A 16,828-nucleotide genomic window follows, 5' to 3' on the forward strand; every position below is an offset into this window, starting at 1 on the left:
GGCCTCACTGTCAGAAGATCATCTACTTAGCGGTAGTGAGATCAGGAAAACTAACGACATGGGACGTCATGAGTGATCAACTAGCCACACTGTCCACGCTCTCCACCGAGCAGAGCGATCCGCGCTACAGCCGGATCGACCGGCTTCCCACCGACCAGGTGGCCCGGCTGATGAACGCGGCGGACACCGCGGTGCCCGCGGCGGTGGGCGAGGCGATCCCGGAGATCTCGGCCGCGGTGGACGCGGTCGTGGCCCGGATGAAGTCCGGGGGGCGCCTGTTCTACGTGGGCGCGGGGACGTCGGGCCGGCTGGCCGTGCTGGACGCCTCCGAGTGCCCGCCGACCTTCGGCACCGATCCCGAGCTCGTCCAGGGCGTCATCGCGGGGGGCACTCCCGCGCTGACCCGTTCGGTCGAGGGCGCGGAGGACGACCACGCCGGGGGAGCGGCCGCCCTCGGGGAACGGGGGGTGGGCGCGCTCGACGCGGTGGTGGGCGTCTCCGCCAGCGGTCGCGCGCCGTTCGTGCTCGGCGCGCTCGCCGAGGCGAGCCGCCGTGGCGCCCTGACCGTGGGACTGTCGTGCAACGCCGCGACCCCGCTGTCGGCGGCCGCGCTGCACCCCATCGAGGTGATCGTCGGCCCGGAGGTGGTGACCGGCTCCACCAGGCTCAAGGCGGGGACCGCGCAGAAGCTGGTCCTCAACATGATCTCCACGATCGCGATGGTCAAGCTGGGCCGTACCTACGGCAACACCATGATCGAGGTGTCGGCGATGAACTCCAAGCTGGCCGACCGGGCCGCCAGGATGGTCAGCGACATCACCGGGGCGGCCCTCTCCGCCGCCCGCTCCGCGCTGGAGGCCGCCGGATGGCACGTGAAGGTCGCGGTACTGATGATCGAGCACGGCCTCGACGCCGGCGGCGCCCGGGTCCTGCTGGAGCGGCACGGCGACCAGCTCGAGGCGGCACTGGAGGCGGCGGGGCAGGCCAGGGGTGCCTGAACCTCCCTCGGAAGGGGAAGCCGCACCGGCCGCGGAACCGGGAGCGGGACCGGGGCCGAAACCGGGAGCGGAAGCGGGACCGGGGCCGAGGTGTGGAGCGGGAGCGGTGACCGGTTCCGCGGAGGGCGCCCGGCTCGCCGGGATCCTCGGGGCGGCGGTGCCGCGCGTCTGCTCGGCGGCGGTGGCCGCGATCGCCGTGGGCGGGGTCACGGTGGCCGCCGCGGCGGCCGGGGAGGCCGTGCGCTACGCGTCGGCCTCCGGGGACCTCGCCGAGGACCGGCCGCGGGCCCTCCGCGACTCGATCTTCGATCTCGCCTCGATCACCAAGCTCTTCACCACGGCCGTCATCCTGTCACTGGCCGAGGACGGCCTTCTCGGCCTGGACGAGCCCGTCGCGGCCTGGCTGCCCGGCCGCTACGGAGGCGCCCCCGAGGTCACCCTGCGGCACCTGCTCACCCACACCGCGGGCCTGCCGCCGGGGCGCAGGGCCCACGAGGAGATCCCCGGCGACGGCCCGGAGATCCACGCCACGCGCATGGAGCGGATCCTCTCGACGGCGCCGATCGGTCCCGCGGGCGAGCGCTACCTGTATTCCGACGTCGGGCTGATCACGGCGGGCCGGGTGGCGGAGATCGCCGGGCGGGCCTCCCTGGACGAACTCGCCCGCGCCCGGGTCATCGACCCGCTGGGCCTGCCCGACACCGGCTACCGTCCCGCCGCGTCCCTGCTGCCCCGGATCGTCGCCACCGAGCACAAGCCCGAGCGCCCGGGCCCCGGATGCGTGCGCGGCGAGGTCCACGACGAGACCGCGCACGGCCTGGGCGGGGTCGCCGGGCACGCCGGGATCTTCTCCACCGCCGACGACCTCGTACGCTTCGCCGAGGCGCTGCGCACCGGGGGAGCGCCGGTGCTGGGTCCCGCCTCGGTCGCCGAGATCACCCGCGACCACGGCGTGCGGGGCGCGGACTTCCGCCACGGCCTGGGCGCGCGGATCGGCGACCCCGCGATCGTCGGCCCGCTGGCCGACGCCTACGGCCACTCCGGCTTCACCGGCACCTCGCTCGTCGTCGATCCCGGCCGCGCCCTCACCGTCGTCCTGCTGACCAACAACGTCCACCCCCTGCGCGGCCGCGCGGGCATCCGCGACCTGCGCCACGCGGTCGCCGCCGAGGCCCTGCGCCTGTCCTGAGCGCCTGTCCTGAGCCCGCGCGACGGGGCGCCGGGGCTCACCGGGGGCTCACCCGGAGGTCACGTGTAGCGGGGCCGGAGGCGGCGGGCGAGGAGCTCGCGCATGGCGCCCGTGTGGTCGGCCAGCCGATCGAGGGACGACACCAGATCACCCGCCGCCGTCTCGCCCAGGACCGCGCGGAGCTCGGCGGTGACGGCGGCGCGTGCCGTGCGGCCGGCCTCGACGGCGTCCCTGCCGTGCCCGGTCAGCTCGACGACGCGCGCCCGCTGATCCTCCGGATCGGCCCTGCGGGTGAGGTAGCCGATCCGCTCCATTTCCGCCACGACCTTGGACGCGCCCTGCGGCGTCATGCCGAGCAGTCCCGCCAGGTCGCTGACGCGGACCGGGCCGCCGAGCAGGTGCTGGAAGACGTAGCCGTGCACGGTGCGCACCTGGGTGTGACCCGCCGCGGCCATGCGCCCGCGCACCTCGGCGTCGCAGGCGGCGGCCAGGGCGGTGAAGAGCAGGGAGAGGTCTCCGGCTGCGCCGGGATCGACCGGGCTTGACGTCACGTGGTCCACCATCCAATACTCAACCATGGTTGCGCAACTAAGGTTTAGTAGTTGGAGGAGGAGATCATGTTCTGCGATCCCGCGTTCACCCCGGTCGTCGAGGCGCTCAGGGAGGGACTGGGTCCCGGAGGTGCCGCCCTGGCCGTCACCGCGGGCGGCCGTCCCGTCGTGGACGTCTGGTTCGGCACGGCCGACGAGGGCGGGAGCCGCCCGTGGCGCCGCGACACGGTCGTCAACGTCTTCTCGGTCTCCAAGGGCGTCGTCGCGACCGTGGCCCTGCTGTGCGCGCAGCGCGGGCTCGTCGACCTCGACGCGCCCGTGGCCCGCTACTGGCCGGAGTTCACCTCGGAGGCCACCGTCGCCCAGCTGCTCTCCCACCGCGCGGGGCTGCCCGCGGTCCGCTCCCCGCTGCCACCGGGGAGTCTCTACGACTGGGACGCCATGGCGGCCGCGCTGGCCGCCGAGGAGCCGTGGTGGACCCCGGGGGAGCGGCACGGATACCACGCGGTCACGTTCGGCTGGCTGGTCGGCGAGCTGCTCCGCAGGGTCACCGGCAGGGAGATCCGCGACCTGGTCTCCGGGGAGCTCGGCGTCCCCGGTCTCTCGATCGGCCTTCCCCGGCAGGACGCGCACCGGGCGGCGTTCGTGCTCCCGCCGGAAAGCCCGCCCATGCCCGCGGGTTCCCCGCTGGCCGAGGCGATGGCGGATCCCGCGTCGGTCACCGCCAGGGCGTTCCTCAACCCGGCCGACCAGCTCGTGCCCGGCCTGCCGAACACCGGGCGCTGGCGTGCCGCCCAGATCCCCGCCGCCAACGGCCACGCCTCCGCCAGGGCCCTGGCGACCCTGTACGGCAGGCTCCTGTCGGGCGACCTCCTCGCCCCCGGGATGCTGGCGCGCGCCACGACGGCGCACAGCGACGGGTTCGACGAGGTCCTGCGCGGCCGGACCCGCTTCGGCCTGGGATACATGCTCCCCAACGAGGTCCGCCCCTTCGCGCCCCGGGCGGAGGCGTTCGGGCACACCGGGTCGGGCGGCGCGCTCGCCTTCGCCGACCCGGTGGCCGGCGTCGGATTCGGCTACACGCCGAGCCGCACGATCATCGCCCCCGCGGGCCCCGATCCTCGCTGGCCCCCGATCCTGGAAGCGCTCTACGGCTGCCTGTGAACGAGGTGCCCGGACGCCCCGTGCGGAGCGGCACGGGCTAGGAGGACCTGCTCCGGCGGGGGTAGTCGGTCCTGAAGCCGTCGATGGCGTCCCTGGTGGCCCGCAGCGCCGCGTCCGAGGTCTCGAAGGTGCGCTGGGCGATCCCGACGAAGATGCAGTCGACGATCAGGAGCTGGCTGATCCGGCTGGCCAGCGCCCCCGGGCGGAAGGCGGTCTCCCTGCCCGCCGAGACCAGGACGTGGTCGGCGAGCCCGGCCAGGGAGGAACGCGGGTTGTTGGTGATGGCCACCGTGGTCGCGCCCGCCCGCCGCGCGACGCGCATCGGCGCCAGCACGTCGGGGGTCTCGCCGGTGCAGCTCACCGCCACCGCGACGTCGTCCTCACGTACCAGCGCCGCGCTGGTCAGCGCGAGGTGCGCGTCGGTGTAGGCGTGGCCGGGCAGGCCGATCCGCATCAGCTTCTGCACCATGTCGGCCGCCACCAGCCCGGAGGCGCCGACCCCGTAGACGTCGACCTTGCGCGCCCCGGCCATCGCCTCCACCACCATGCCCAGCCGGTCGGGGTTGAGCTGCGCCGCGGTGTCGGCCAGTGCCTCCGACTCGGCCCTGGCCACCTTCGCGATCACGTCGGTCAGCGGGTCGTCGGGGCCGAGGTCGCCCGGGACCAGCCGTTCGGGCTCGTCCCTGGCCACCGCCGCGGCCAGGGCGAAGCGCAACTGGGAGTATCCGGCGAAGCCCAGGGCCCTGGCGGTGCGCACGATCGTGGCCTCGCTGGTGCCGGAGGCCGCGCTGAACTCGGTGATGGTGCTGCGGGCCACCACCCCGGGGTCGTCGAGGATGAGACGGGCGATGGACTGGGCCGCGGGGGTGAGGGAGGGGAGGACGGCCCTCACCGTGGCCACCAGGTTCACGGGGGTGGGGCCGTCGAGGACGTTCATTAAGCGCCTTTCATGTCATAAATCAGCCTATTGGTCGCCGGTCAACCAGCGGGCCACGGCGCGGGCCGAAGCCCGGGAGATGCCGTTCGTGGTCACGTACACGGCCCCCGAGGGCTCGCCGGGCATCCCGGTCTCGACCACCACGGTGTCGGGGCGCAACGCGACGGCCCGCGCCAGCAGCTCACCGACCCAGGGGTGGCGCCTGGCGTCGTGCACCACCATCACCAGCGGGCGGCTCCCGTCGCCCAGGTCGGGCAGCTCGGGCGCCTCCACGGTGACGACGTGGCCGACGGTGCCCGGCAGCACCTCGGTGAGGGCGCCGATGAGACCGGTGAGCATGCCCGGCTCGACCGCCTCGCTCAGCCGGGGGGCGATGTCGACGACCAGCGGCGGCCCGGAGAGCACGGTCGGGGCGTCCGTGGCGGTCACGCGGATGGCCGCCCGGGCGGTTCGCAGGCCGAGCTCCTCGCCCTCCTCCCCCGAGCCCCGGGCTGCGAGCCCCGCAGCCCGCGCGGCGGCGCTCGCGGCGTACCAGCCGGACAGCGCGAGCACGCGGGAGGCGGCCTCGGCCAGCCGGTCCTCGGCCAGCCTGCCCTCACGCACGGCGTCCACGATGGCGTCGCGCAGCTCGTGGACGTTCTCGCCCCCGGGGGAGGAGATGCCCGCGCAGATCGCGTCGGCCCCGGCCGCCAGGGCGCGGACCGCGATCTCCCCCGGCGGGTGGAGGGCCGCGACGGCGCGCATCTCGATGGCGTCGGTGACGATCATCCCGGTGAAGCCCATCTCCTCGCGGAGCAGCCCGGTCGTGATCCGCCGGCTCAGCGTCGCGGGGTTCTCCGGGTCGAGGGCCGGGATCAGCAGGTGCCCGCACATGACGGCCCGTACCCCGGCGGCCACCGCCGTGCGGAAGGGCGGCAGGTCACGCTCCGCGAGGAGCCGCGGGGAGGCGTGCAGGGTCGGCAGGGCGTGGTGGGAGTCGGTGTGGGTGTCTCCGTGGCCGGGGAAGTGCTTGGCGCAGGCGGCCACCCCGGCCCCCTGGAGCCCGGAGATCCAGGCGGCGGTGTGCCGGGAGACCAGGTCGGGATCGGCGCCGAAGGAGCGGACACCGATCACCGGGTTGACCGGGTTGGCGTTGACGTCCGCCACCGGGGCGTAGTCGAGGGTGATGTCGGCCGAGGCGAGGAGACGGCCGATCTCCTGGGCGACCAGCCGGGTCGCCTCGACGTCGTCGCCCACGCCCAGCGCCCGGTTGCCCGGCCACGAGCTGCCCCGCGCGGCCTGCAGGCGGGTGACGGATCCGCCCTCCTCGTCCACCGCGATCACCGCGGCGGGGTTCTCCGCGCGCAGCCGGGCGACCAGGCCGGCGGTGTGGCCGAGGCCGTCGAGGTTGCGGGCGAACAGCACGGCCCCGCCGAGGCCCTCGTCGCCGAGCGCGCGGAGCAGCCACCCGGGCGGCTCGGTGCCGTCGAAACCCGGCTGGAGGACGGTCATGGCCAGCCGGGCCAGGTCGGGGCTGCGATGGGGCATGCGGTCACCTTCTCGATCGAGGCAGGCGTCTTTCGACAGGGCGGCGGGAGGAGGTGTCCCAAGGTAGATTACACATCGATGACAATTTCCTTCATTATCGTTGCCTTAGAAGTAGCTTTCTGTCATTCTCTCGATCGAGAACCCGTGACCCTGTGACCTTGTGATCCCGTGCCGGTCTCGCGATCATTTCCGCGTCCGTCCTCATGTTCGTCTTCGTGCCCGCCCCGGTGCCCGCCCTCACGTCGGCCCGGTGGCGTCCGGACCGCGGTCCCCGGCCCGCCGTCCGGGGCCGAACACCCCTGGAGCCCACATGAGCTCATCCAGCCGGCGAGCCGTCCTGCGCGGCCTCGCCCTCGCCGTCTCGGCGGCCGCCGTTTCCCTGTCCGGCCGGGCCTCGGCCGCCGCCTCCGGGATCTCGTACGAGACCGGGGTCTTCGACGCGGGCTCCTCCGGGGCCGGGCGGGTGCCGCCGCTGCGCCAGATGCGCGGCATGTGGATCGCCTCGGTCGCCAACATCAACTGGCCGTCGAGGAGCGGGCTGAGCGCCGAGCAGCAGAGGGCCGAGTATCTCGGCTGGCTCGACCTGGCGCGGGCCCGCGGGCTCAACGCGGTGTTCGTGCAGATCCGGCCGACCGCCGACGCCTTCTGGCCCTCCCGGTACGAGCCCTGGTCGCAGTATCTGACCGGCGTGCAGGGGCGTGACCCCGGCTACGACCCGCTGGCCTTCCTGGTGGCGGAGACGCACCGGCGGGGCCTGGCCTTCCACGCGTGGTTCAACCCCTACCGGGTGTCGATGCGGGACGACCCGGCCCTGCTGCACCCCGACCACCCCGGCCGCAGGCACCCCGACTGGATCGTCCCCTACGGCGGCAAGCTCTACTACAACCCCGGCATGCCCGAGGTCCGCGCGTTCGTGCAGGACGCGATGATGGACGCGGTCACCAGGTACGACATCGACGGCCTGCACTTCGACGACTACTTCTACCCGGTCAACACCACCGCCTTCGACGACGCCGAGGCCTACGCCCGGTACGGCGCCGGCTTCCCCGACCTCGCGGCCTGGCGGCGCGAGAACGTCGACCTTCTCGTACGGGAGATGCAGCGGCGGGTGCGGCGGGCCAAGCCCGAGATCGCCTGGGGCATCAGCCCCTCGGGCATCTGGCGCAACCGGGCCACCGACCCCCTGGGGTCGGAGACCGGCGGCGGCCAGTCCTACGACAACCTGCACGCCGACACGCGCGGCTGGGTGAAGAAGGGCTGGCTCGACTACATCGCGCCGCAGCTCTACTGGTACATCGGCCAGTCCAACGCCGACTACGCCAAGCTGGTCCCCTGGTGGTCCGACGTGGCGGCGGGCACGGGCACCCAGCTGTGGATCGGCCAGGCGGCCTACAAGGCCGGGGCGGCGGGCCAGCCCGCCGAGTGGTCCCGGCCCGACGAGCTCAGCAGGCACCTCACCCTCAACGAGGACCACCCCGAGGTCGGCGGCGACATCTGGTACAACTCCGGCGACGTCCGCGACGACCGGATCGGCTCGATCAGCGCCGTGGTGACCGGCCACTACACCCGCCCCGCGCTGTCCCCGCTGCTGCCCAGGCTCGCCTCGGGCCGGGCCCCGGAGCGCCCGCTCCTCCCCGTGGCGCGCCGGGTGCCCGGTGGTGTCGAGCTGCGCATCCTGGCCGCCGGCCGGCGCGTCCCGTTCCAGTTCGCGATCTTCCGGTTCGACCGGCCGGCCGGGCCCGGGGACTTCACCGACGCCCGGAACCTGATCGCCGTCGTCCCCGCCGCCCGGGACATGCGCTGGACGGACCCGGCGGGCCCCGGCGGCACCGGGCGCGCGTACTACCACGTGGTGGCCGTCGACCGGGCCGGCCGCCTGAGCCCGCCCAGCGACGCCTGCCGCGCGCGGTGACGGCCCGGTGACGGCCCGGCGGGATCCGGGGGGATCGTGAGGGGGTGAGGGCGTGCGCGTGCTGGGATTGATGTCGGGAACGTCCCACGACGGGATCGACGGCGCGGTCGTGGACTGGTCCACGGACGGCGACGTGCTCACCGGTGTCGTCGAGCACACCGGCACGCGGCCGTACGAGGAGCGGCTGCGCGAGCGCATCGCCGGCGCGCTGCCGCCCAACCCGGCCGACATGGCCGAGGTGTGCCGGCTCGACACCCTGGTCGGCCAGGCGTTCGCCGACGCCGCCGAGGCGTGCGGGCCGGTGGATCTCATCTGCTCGCACGGGCAGACGATGTTCCACTGGGTGGAGGACGGCCGGGTGCGCGGCACGCTGCAGCTGGGCCAGCCCGCCTGGATCGCCGAGCGGACCGGCGTGCCGGTGGTCTCCGACCTGCGGGCCAGGGACGTGGCCGCCGGAGGGCAGGGCGCGCCGCTGGTCTCCTATTTCGACCTGCTGCTCCTGGACGGGCTGCCGGGGCCGAGCGGCGCGCTCAACCTCGGCGGGATCGCGAACCTGACCGTGCGGGACGCCGGGACGGCCTACGACATCGGCCCGGCGTCGGCGCTGATGGACGCGGCGGTGTCGGCCGCCACGGGCGCGCCCTACGACGAGGACGGCCGCCTCGCCGCCTCGGGGGAGGTGCACGAGGGGTTGCTGGCGGACCTGCTGGCCGAGCCGTACTACCGGGCACCGCCGCCGAAGAGCACCGGCAAGGAGCTGTTCCACCCCGGCTACCTGGACGGCAAGACGTCGCCGTACCGGCCGGACCTGCCCGACCTGCTGGCGACGCTGGCCGCGCTCACCGCGGAGACCGTCGCGGCGGAGATCCGGCGCCACCGCCTCGAGACGGTGGTCGTCTCCGGGGGAGGGGTGCGCAACCCGGTCCTGATGGCGATGCTGGCCGCGCGGGCCGGGGGCGCGCGCATCGTGCCGAGCGACGAACTCGGCGTCCCCGCCGGCGCCAAGGAGGCGATCGCCTTCTCGCTCTTCGGCTGGCTGGCGGCGCACGGGCTGCCCGCGACGGTCCCCGGCTGCACGGGCGCGTCCGGCCCCCGCCTCCTCGGCGCGATCACTCCCGGCGCCGGAGCGCTGAGGTTGCCCGAACCCCTCGGCGAGGGACCCCGCCGCCTGCGCCTCACCCCGGCGGGGGCGGCCGGATAGGTCGTGGGGGCGTCCCTCCGGCCGCGCGGCCTCCGGGCCGGGAGAGGGGGGGCGGGCGTCGTGGCGGCCGAGCATGGGCCCGCCGCGAACGTCAAGATCGTGGATGGAACGGTTCACGCTCCCGCTATCCTGTATACCCTACAGGAATAGTAGGTTATGCTGGGTCGCGTGTCAGGTTCCTCATCGGTCGCCGTCGTGGGCGGCGGCGCGAGCGGCACGCTGGCGGCGGTCCACCTTCTCCGCGAGGCGCGGGCGCGGGCCATGCCGCTGGAGGTCGTGCTGATCGACCAGTACGGGCGGCACGCGCTGGGACAGGCGTACTCGACCACCGACCCGCACCACCTCCTCAACGCCTGCGCGAACAAGATGAGCGGGCTGGACGACGACCCAGGCCACTTCCTGCGCTGGGCCCTCGAGGGCGGGCTGGACGTCTCCGCCTCCGACTACCTGCCGAGACGGACGTACGGGCGCTACCTCCGCGACCTGCTGGCCGGGGCCGAGGAGTGGCCCGTCCGGGTGGTGCGCAAGGTGACGGGCACGGTGAGCGCCCTGACCCGGGGCCGGGGGGTGCGGGTCCACCTGTCCGGCGGCGGCCGGATCGACGCCGACGCCGCCGTCCTGGCCCTGGGCAACCGTTCCCAGGCCGCCCGGCCGCCGATCGCGGACGCCGCGAGCCCCGGCTACGTCGCCGATCCGTGGGCGCCGGACGCGCTGGCCGGGATCCGCGACGGCGCGCCGGTGCTCGTGCTGGGGACCGGGCTGACCATGGTGGACGTGGCGGTCACCGTGACCCGGGCGCACCCGGACACCGTCGTCCACGCGGTGTCGCGGCACGCCCTGCTGCCGCGGCCGCACCCCCGGCCCGTGCCGCCCCCGGTCCCGACGCCGGTCCCGGACGGGCCGCTGGGGGTCGGCGACCTGCTCCGCGCCGTACGCCTCGCCGTGCGGGACAACGGCGGCGACTGGCACGGCGTGGTCGACGGCCTGCGGCCCCAGGCCCAGAGGCTGTGGACCCGGCTCTCCCCGGACGACCGGCGGCGGTTCCTCGGCCTGGCGGCCCGCTACTGGGAGGTCCACCGGCACCGGATCCCTCCCGTCACGGCCGCCAGGATCGCCGATCTGCGGGCCGGCGGCCGCCTCCGGGTGCTGCGCGGCCGGATGCTCCGGGCCGAGGCCGGTCCCGGCGGGCTGCGCGTCCAGGTGAGCGCGGACGGCGCCGTCCGGGAACTCGACGTCGGCTGGCTGGTCGACGCCACCGGGCCCGGGGCCGACATCACCCGCGATCCCCTCCTCGCCGGCCTCGTCGCCGGCGGTGTGGTCCGGCCGGACCCGCTGCGGCTCGGGCTGGACGCCGCTCCCGGCGGTGCGGTCCTGGACGCGGCGGGAGACCCCGACGACCGGATCTTCACGCTGGGCCCGATGCTGCGCGGAAGCCTGTACGAGACGACGGCGATCCCGGAGATCCGCGCCCAGGCCGCGGCCCTCGCGCCACGCCTCGTGGGGGCGCTCGCCTCCGGTGCCCGCCCGACGGCCCCCGCGCAGGGCCGGTAAGCGTGAGGACGGGCGGGGGCTCGCCGAAGGGCCGGCGCCCCGGGCCGGCCGCCAGGGCGGTCTCCCCGCCAAAGGACGGTGACCGGCACGTTCTAGACTTCGGTGAGGGAGTCCACGTCCGCGCGGGGAGGGGTGTTCGTTGTCCGAGGACGGTCAGGCCGCACAGGAGCGCACGTACCTGTTCTCCTACGGGACCCTGCGGCAGCGCGACGTGCAGCTGTCCACCTTCGGCCGGGAACTGGACGGCAGGCCGGATCTGCTGCCCGGCCACACCCTGTCGACGGTGGCGATAACCGACCCGGACGTCGTCGCGGTCAGCGGCGCCGACCGCCATCCGATCGTGCGGGCCACCGGTGATCCCTCGGACCGGGTCGAGGGAACGGTGTTCGAGATCACCGGCGCGGAGCTGGCCGCCGCCGACGGCTACGAGGTGGCCGACTACAGCCGGGTGCCGGTGACGCTCGCCTCCGGCGTGCGCGCCTGGGTCTACACCGCCTCCTGAACCGGCGGGGGAACCGTGCCCCGGCCGGGGCCGCCCGGGCTTGACCTTGAGCGGGGTTGAGGTCTCATCCTGGGGGGACCCCCGAGGAAAGAGGACCCTCATGAGCGAGGACCTGGTCGACTTCTGGTTCGATCCCGGCTGCCCCTGGGCCTGGATCACCTCCCGCTGGATCCTGGAGGTGCGCGAGGTGCGCCCCATCACGATCAGCTGGCGGGAGATGAGCCTGGCGGTGCTCAACGAGAAGCAGGACATGTCCGAGGAGTACCGCGAGATCGTCGAGCTGGGCCGGGGCACCATGCGGGTGTTCGCGGCGGCGCGCGCGACGGCCGGGGACGCCGCCGTCGGCGACCTCTACACCACGCTCGGCACCCGCTACCACGGCGAGGACGGCCTGTTCCGGCGGCCCCGCGACACGACGCCGGACGGCGGTCTCGCGGGCTGGCGGGCCGCGATGGAGGCCCTGGAACCGGTGATCGCCGCCGCGCTCTCCGACGCCGGGCTGCCCGCCGAACTGCTCGACGCGAGGACCGACGGCACCTGGGACGAGGCGATCCACGCCTCGCACGCCCTGGTGCCCGCAGGGAGGCGGAACCCGTCGCTGATCGGTGTCCCGACCATCTCGGTGAACGGGCACGCCGGGCAGTTCGGTCCCGTCATCAGCGAGATCCCGACCGGCGAGCGGGCCGGGCGGCTCTGGGACGCGTTCAAGGTGCTCGCCACCGAGGAGGCGTTCTTCGAGCTCAAGCGGGTCACCGACCGGGCGGTTCCCCGCACCTGGCCGCAGGCCACATAGCGCGGGACGGGGCCTCCCTGCCAGCGTCCTCGCCGCGCTTGACGGAGAAATAACCGCTTTTTTCGCGAACGATACGCCTGATCATGTTCGTCGCCCCGCACTGAGGGCAGGCCCCCGAGTGTGATGGAGCGTGAGGTTCGCCGGCACCGCCGTCGCGGCGCCGACCTGCGGAAGCGTGACCGCCGTCCCGGGGTTCGTGAGCGGGGCGGCTCGACCGGTACCGCGGGCGGACCACTCTCTCCGCGTCACGGTGGCGTCGAGTAGCGGTTTTTGTCGGTGAGTTCGGGGGAGCGCCCCGCTGACGGCCGCTACCGCGTGACCGAAGGCGGGACCTTCCTCACTCGTAACGTCGCGGTATGGCGACAGGGATGGGGCCGGGAATGAGGATCGTTGGGATCGCGGGAAGCCTTCGCCCGGGGGCGTACGTCTGGAGGCTCCTGGAGGCGGCGGCACGGGAACTGCCCGAGACGGTGGACTTCGAGATCTGGCGGGGCCTGGACCAGGTGCCGTCCTTCGAGGAGGGCGAGCTCCCGAGGCCGGTCGCCGATCTGTGGCACCGCCTCTCCGCGGCGGACGGTGTGCTGATCACCGCGCCGGCGCACAGCGCGCTCCCGGCGCAGCTGGGACACACGCTCGACTGGATCTCGTCCGCGCGCGGCGGCGCGGTCCTGGTGGGGAAGCCGGTGGGCGTGGTGACCGCCTGCCCGCGCGCCCACGAGGGGATGTGGACGCAGATCCAGCTGCGCAGGGCCCTCGGCGCGGCGGGGGCGGTGGTGTGCGGCGCGGAACTGGCCGTCTCCCCGGCCCCGGACCAGTTCGACGCCGCCGGCAGGCTCGCCGACCAGGAGTACCGGGGCCGGCTCCGCGACGTGCTGGAGGAGATCTGCTCCCCGTCTTTCGCCGGGGCCGGTTCTCTCGGCAGGTCCACCGTGTGAGAGCCGGGTGAGATCCGCCTGACCGCTCGCCGGGGCCCTCGGGCCCCGGTCCCCAGGATCCGCCGTACGGCGTCCGCGATCCCGCCGCACGGTCCCGATCCTCCGGGCGCCCCTCGACCTGCCACCGGGCGGTTCCCGCCGGGAGGCGACCGCCGCGTCGTGCGCCACGAAGGCGCGAAGGGATGAGGAAGGGAGGCTGCCGTGGGGAGATCCGGCCAGGAGGTGGCGCTGCGGGCCCTCGGCGCGGCGCTCGACGTGCACGCCCCGGCGGCCAGGCACGGCGTCAGGACGTTTCCCGAGGGCACGCCGTTCCTGTGGCTGACCGTTCCCGGCGCGGGAGGCGCCACCGTCTTCCTCGAGGAACGCCACTGGATCTGCCTGAGCGAGCCCGAGCGGGGCGGGGTGACCGTCCAGCTCGTCGCCGGCGGGGTCGACGACGACCCCGCCCTCGTCGTGGGCCGCCTCATGACCGTCATGACGCCGGTGCCGCGCCGCGCGGGCGGCCTGTCACGCGCGCTGAAGGTGGGCCTGCTCGGTCTCGCCGGGGGCGCGGGCGTGGGGCTGCTGGCCGCGCTGCTCATGGCCGTCCTCGTGGCCGGCAACGGCTACACCTCGGACACGACGATCGGCGCGGTGTACGTCCTGGCCGCGCTGATCGGCGTCGGAGCCGGGCTCTGGGTGTCGCTGCGCTGGTGGCGGATGGACAGGGACCCGCGTGATCGTGACTCCGGTGGGCAGGGACCGTAGGGACGACCACCTGGAGGAACGACATGGCCGAGTTGCTGGCGATCTACAACGAGAGCGCGGGGAGCGCCGACGACGAGGCCAGGACCACCGCCCTCGAGACGCTGCGCGGCGGTGGCGCCGACGTGATCGAGGCGCCCGCCGGGGAGAAGGACCTGGACGAGATGCTCGACGCCTGTCCCGGCAGGGACGTGGTCGTGCTGGGCGGTGACGGCACGTTGCACGTGGTGGTCGCGACCCTGCACCGGCGCGGCGAGCTGGACGCCCGCACGGTGGGGCTCGTGCCGCTGGGCACCGGCAACGACTTCGCCCGCGGCCTGGGCATCCCGCTGGACCCGCCGGTCGCGGCCCGCGTCGTGCTCGCCGGCCGGCCCCGGCCGCTCGACCTCCTGGTGGACGACGAGGGCGGGGTCGTCGTCAACATGGTCCACCTCGGCATCGGCGCCCGGGCGTCCGAGGGTGCCACGCCACTCAAGCCGGTGCTCGGACGGCTCGCCTACGCGGCGGGAGCGCTGCTCGCGGGGGTGCTCAGCCCCGGCTGGCGGCTGCGCGTCACCGTGGACGGCCGCTCCGTCGGCGACGGGCGCCCGGCGCTCATGGTGGGCATCGGCAACGGCGTCACCATCGGCGGCGGCGCCCCGCTGGCCCCCCGGGCCAGGCCCGACGACGGCATGGCCGACGTCGTCGTCTCGCTGACGACCGGTCCGCTGGACAGGCTCGTCTACGCCCTCCGGCTGCGCAAGGGAACCCACCTCGGCCTGCGCGACGTCATCACCACTCGCGGCGGGGAGGTGACCGTGGAGGGCGGCCCCGTCCCGGTGAACGCCGACGGCGAGCTGACCGGCCGGATCACCCGGCGCCGCTGGACGGTCGTGCCCGCCGCCTGGCGCATGTTCACCTGAGCCCGCGCCCGCTCCGCCCGGGGCCGGTTCGCGAGAGCCCGGCCGCCCGGCTTGCGTCCGCCCGGGGCCGGTTCGCGGGGTCGCGGCCGTCCGGTCATGTTCGCCCCGGCCGGGTGCCGAGCGGGTCGCGGCCACGTCGCGCGCCCGTCCGAGCCGGTGTCCCGGGGATCCCGGCCGCCCGGCGGGCGGCCGCTCGGGGAGGTGCCCGCCGGGCGCGTGCCGGGCGCGCGTCGTCGCCGTCAGCCCAGGGACGCCGAGACCAGGTCGCGCGCCTCCTGCTGCACCCGCGCCAGGTGCTCGGGCCCCTTGAAGGACTCGGCGTAGATCTTGTACACGTCCTCGGTGCCGGAGGGGCGGGCGGCGAACCAGGCGCTCTCGGTGGAGACCTTGAGTCCGCCGAGGGCGGCGCCGTTGCCGGGCGCCGAGGTGAGCACCTGGGTGATCTCCTCCCCGGCGAGGCTGCCGGCGGTGACCTGCTCGGCCGAGAGCCTGGCGAGCACCGCCTTCTCCTCCCGGGTCGCGGGGGCGTCGACGCGGGCGTAGGCGGGGTCGCCGAACCTGGCCACCAGGTCGCCGTAGTGCTCGCTCGGCGAGCGGCCGGTGGTCGCGATGATCTCCGAGGCGAGCAGCGCCAGGATCAGGCCGTCCTTGTCGGTGGTCCACACCGAGCCGTCGCGCCGCAGGAACGACGCCCCGGCGCTCTCCTCGCCGCCGAAGCCCAGCGAGCCGTCCAGCAGGCCCGGCACGAACCACTTGAACCCGACGGGGACCTCCATCAGCCGCCTGCCCAGGTCGGCGGCGACCCGGTCGATCATGCCGCTGCTCACCAGCGTCTTGCCGATCCCGGCGGCGGCGGGCCAGCCGGGCCGGTGGGAGTAGAGGTAGGAGATCGCCACGGCGAGGTAGTGGTTGGGGTTCATCAGCCCGCCGTCGGGCGTGACGATGCCGTGCCGGTCGGCGTCGGCGTCGTTGCCCGTGGAGACGTCGAAGGCGTCGCGGCCCGCGATGAGCGAGGCCATCGCGTACGGCGACGAGCAGTCCATCCGGATCTTGCCGTCCCAGTCCAGCGTCATGAACCGCCACGTCGGATCGGTCAGCGGGTTGATCACCGTCAGGTCCAGCCGGTGCCGCTCGGCGATCTCCCCCCAGTACGCGACGCTCGCCCCGCCCAGCGGGTCGGCGCCGATGCGCACCCCCGCCTCCCGGACGGCGTCGAGGTCCAGCACCGAGGGCAGGTCGTCCACGTAGTGGCCGAGGAAGTCGTACCGGCCGGTCGTGTCGGCCGCCAGCGCCCTGGTGTACGGGACCCGCCTGACCTCCTTCAGGCCGTCGGCGATCAGCGCGTTGGCCCTGTCCTGGATCCACGAGGTGGCGTCGGTGTCGGCCGGGCCGCCGTGCGGCGGGTTGTACTTGAACCCGCCGTCGCCGGGCGGGTTGTGCGAGGGGGTCACCACCACGCCGTCGGCCCGTCCCGAGGAGCGCCCACGGTTGTGGGCCAGGATCGCGTGGGAGACCGCGGGGGTCGGGGTGTAGCCGTCCCGGCTGTCGACCATGACCGTCACCCCGTTGGCCGCGAAGACCTCCAGCGCCGACACCTGCGCCGGTTCCGACAGGGCATGGCTGTCGGCGCCCAGGAACAGCGGGCCGTCGACGCCCTGCGCCGCCCGGTACTCCACGATGGCCTGGCTGGTCGCGAGGATGTGGTCCTCGTTGAACGCGACGTTCAGCGAGGAACCCCGGTGTCCCGACGTCCCGAACGCCACCCGCTGGCCCACCTCGCCCGGGTCTGGATGCAGGGCGTAGTAGGAGGTCACCAGGCGGGCCACGTCGACAAGGTCGGACGGCCTGGCGGGCTGTCCCGCGTGTTCGTGCGTCATCGCAGTCTCCTCACATCACACCTGAGCTAACCGTATCTGCCCCCA

Annotated in this window: 15 protein-coding genes; 11 read left to right on the plus strand and 4 right to left on the minus strand. The window is 74.5% G+C overall.

Annotated features, from left to right (window positions below):
• The first annotated feature begins 68 nt into the window (after positions 1 to 68).
• Positions 69 to 998 carry an N-acetylmuramic acid 6-phosphate etherase gene (gene murQ, locus AB0G15_RS14060; protein ID WP_362838799.1) on the plus strand — a complete coding sequence of 310 codons (930 nt, stop codon included), beginning with the start codon at positions 69 to 71 and terminating at the stop codon, positions 996 to 998.
• A gap of 106 nt (positions 999 to 1,104) precedes the next feature.
• Positions 1,105 to 2,187 carry a serine hydrolase domain-containing protein gene (locus AB0G15_RS14065; RefSeq protein WP_362838802.1) on the plus strand — a complete coding sequence of 361 codons (1,083 nt, stop codon included), beginning with the start codon at positions 1,105 to 1,107 and terminating at the stop codon, positions 2,185 to 2,187.
• A gap of 59 nt (positions 2,188 to 2,246) precedes the next feature.
• Here the strand turns inward: AB0G15_RS14065 and AB0G15_RS14070 are convergent, their stop codons facing one another.
• A complete protein-coding gene (locus AB0G15_RS14070) occupies positions 2,247 to 2,738 on the minus strand; it encodes a MarR family winged helix-turn-helix transcriptional regulator (protein WP_362838805.1) in 492 nt (163 codons plus the stop codon).
• Between the two features lie 66 nt (positions 2,739 to 2,804).
• Between AB0G15_RS14070 and AB0G15_RS14075 the strand changes: the two genes are divergently transcribed.
• On the plus strand, positions 2,805 to 3,902 hold the full coding sequence (locus AB0G15_RS14075) for a serine hydrolase domain-containing protein (RefSeq protein WP_362838808.1): 1,098 nt from the start codon (positions 2,805 to 2,807) through the stop codon (positions 3,900 to 3,902).
• Between the two features lie 37 nt (positions 3,903 to 3,939).
• Here the strand turns inward: AB0G15_RS14075 and AB0G15_RS14080 are convergent, their stop codons facing one another.
• The gene (locus tag AB0G15_RS14080) at positions 3,940 to 4,839 is read right to left on the minus strand and encodes a MurR/RpiR family transcriptional regulator (RefSeq protein WP_362694805.1); all 900 of its coding nucleotides are present in this window, start codon (positions 4,837 to 4,839) and stop codon (positions 3,940 to 3,942) included.
• A gap of 27 nt (positions 4,840 to 4,866) precedes the next feature.
• Positions 4,867 to 6,366, minus strand: coding sequence for a glycoside hydrolase family 3 N-terminal domain-containing protein (locus AB0G15_RS14085; RefSeq protein WP_362838811.1), 1,500 nt, complete (start codon positions 6,364 to 6,366; stop codon positions 4,867 to 4,869).
• Between the two features lie 310 nt (positions 6,367 to 6,676).
• On the opposite strand from AB0G15_RS14085, the gene AB0G15_RS14090 reads away from it, so the two are divergent.
• The 8 genes from AB0G15_RS14090 (at position 6,677) to AB0G15_RS14125 (ending at position 14,906) form a co-directional block, all read left to right on the plus strand.
• Positions 6,677 to 8,278: a family 10 glycosylhydrolase gene (locus AB0G15_RS14090; RefSeq protein WP_362838814.1), complete on the plus strand. Its 1,602-nt coding sequence runs from the start codon at positions 6,677 to 6,679 to the stop codon at positions 8,276 to 8,278.
• 52 nt (positions 8,279 to 8,330) lie between these two features.
• Positions 8,331 to 9,479 carry an anhydro-N-acetylmuramic acid kinase gene (locus AB0G15_RS14095; RefSeq protein WP_362838817.1) on the plus strand — a complete coding sequence of 383 codons (1,149 nt, stop codon included), beginning with the start codon at positions 8,331 to 8,333 and terminating at the stop codon, positions 9,477 to 9,479.
• 168 nt (positions 9,480 to 9,647) lie between these two features.
• Positions 9,648 to 11,030 (plus strand): FAD/NAD(P)-binding protein, encoded by a 1,383-nt coding sequence (locus AB0G15_RS14100; protein ID WP_362838820.1) that lies wholly within the window; start codon positions 9,648 to 9,650, stop codon positions 11,028 to 11,030.
• A 139-nt stretch (positions 11,031 to 11,169) separates the two neighbouring features.
• Entirely contained in the window at positions 11,170 to 11,532 is a 363-nt protein-coding gene (locus AB0G15_RS14105) for a gamma-glutamylcyclotransferase family protein (protein ID WP_362838823.1), read from the plus strand.
• Between the two features lie 100 nt (positions 11,533 to 11,632).
• Complete coding sequence (locus AB0G15_RS14110; RefSeq protein ID WP_362838826.1) at positions 11,633 to 12,325, plus strand: DsbA family protein; 693 nt, start codon at positions 11,633 to 11,635, stop codon at positions 12,323 to 12,325.
• Between the two features lie 380 nt (positions 12,326 to 12,705).
• Positions 12,706 to 13,260: an NAD(P)H-dependent oxidoreductase gene (locus AB0G15_RS14115; RefSeq protein ID WP_362838829.1), complete on the plus strand. Its 555-nt coding sequence runs from the start codon at positions 12,706 to 12,708 to the stop codon at positions 13,258 to 13,260.
• 201 nt (positions 13,261 to 13,461) lie between these two features.
• Positions 13,462 to 14,007 carry a hypothetical protein gene (locus tag AB0G15_RS14120; protein WP_362838832.1) on the plus strand — a complete coding sequence of 182 codons (546 nt, stop codon included), beginning with the start codon at positions 13,462 to 13,464 and terminating at the stop codon, positions 14,005 to 14,007.
• 23 nt (positions 14,008 to 14,030) lie between these two features.
• Positions 14,031 to 14,906, plus strand: a complete 876-nt coding sequence (locus AB0G15_RS14125; RefSeq protein ID WP_362838834.1) for a diacylglycerol kinase family protein — start codon at positions 14,031 to 14,033, stop codon at positions 14,904 to 14,906.
• A gap of 239 nt (positions 14,907 to 15,145) precedes the next feature.
• Here AB0G15_RS14125 and pgm read toward each other — a convergent pair whose 3' ends face one another.
• On the minus strand, positions 15,146 to 16,783 hold the full coding sequence (pgm, locus tag AB0G15_RS14130; protein WP_362838837.1) for a phosphoglucomutase (alpha-D-glucose-1,6-bisphosphate-dependent): 1,638 nt from the start codon (positions 16,781 to 16,783) through the stop codon (positions 15,146 to 15,148).
• Positions 16,784 to 16,828 lie beyond the last annotated feature (45 nt).

Source organism: Streptosporangium sp. NPDC023825 (assembly GCF_040639575.1).
In the GTDB taxonomy this organism is placed as follows: domain Bacteria; phylum Actinomycetota; class Actinomycetes; order Streptosporangiales; family Streptosporangiaceae; genus Streptosporangium.

Excerpts from the sequence above, each read along its gene's own strand:
- murQ (WP_362838799.1), top strand. The coding sequence starts at position 69 with ATGAGTGATCAACTAGCCACACTGTCCACGCTCTCCACCGAGCAGAGC.
- AB0G15_RS14075 (WP_362838808.1), top strand. The coding sequence starts at position 2,805 with ATGTTCTGCGATCCCGCGTTCACCCCGGTCGTCGAGGCGCTCAGGGAG.
- AB0G15_RS14080 (WP_362694805.1), bottom strand. The coding sequence starts at position 4,839 with ATGAACGTCCTCGACGGCCCCACCCCCGTGAACCTGGTGGCCACGGTG.
- AB0G15_RS14085 (WP_362838811.1), bottom strand. The coding sequence starts at position 6,366 with ATGCCCCATCGCAGCCCCGACCTGGCCCGGCTGGCCATGACCGTCCTC.
- AB0G15_RS14090 (WP_362838814.1), top strand. The coding sequence starts at position 6,677 with ATGAGCTCATCCAGCCGGCGAGCCGTCCTGCGCGGCCTCGCCCTCGCC.
- AB0G15_RS14110 (WP_362838826.1), top strand. The coding sequence starts at position 11,633 with ATGAGCGAGGACCTGGTCGACTTCTGGTTCGATCCCGGCTGCCCCTGG.
- AB0G15_RS14115 (WP_362838829.1), top strand. The coding sequence starts at position 12,706 with ATGAGGATCGTTGGGATCGCGGGAAGCCTTCGCCCGGGGGCGTACGTC.
- AB0G15_RS14125 (WP_362838834.1), top strand. The coding sequence starts at position 14,031 with ATGGCCGAGTTGCTGGCGATCTACAACGAGAGCGCGGGGAGCGCCGAC.
- pgm (WP_362838837.1), bottom strand. The coding sequence starts at position 16,783 with ATGACGCACGAACACGCGGGACAGCCCGCCAGGCCGTCCGACCTTGTC.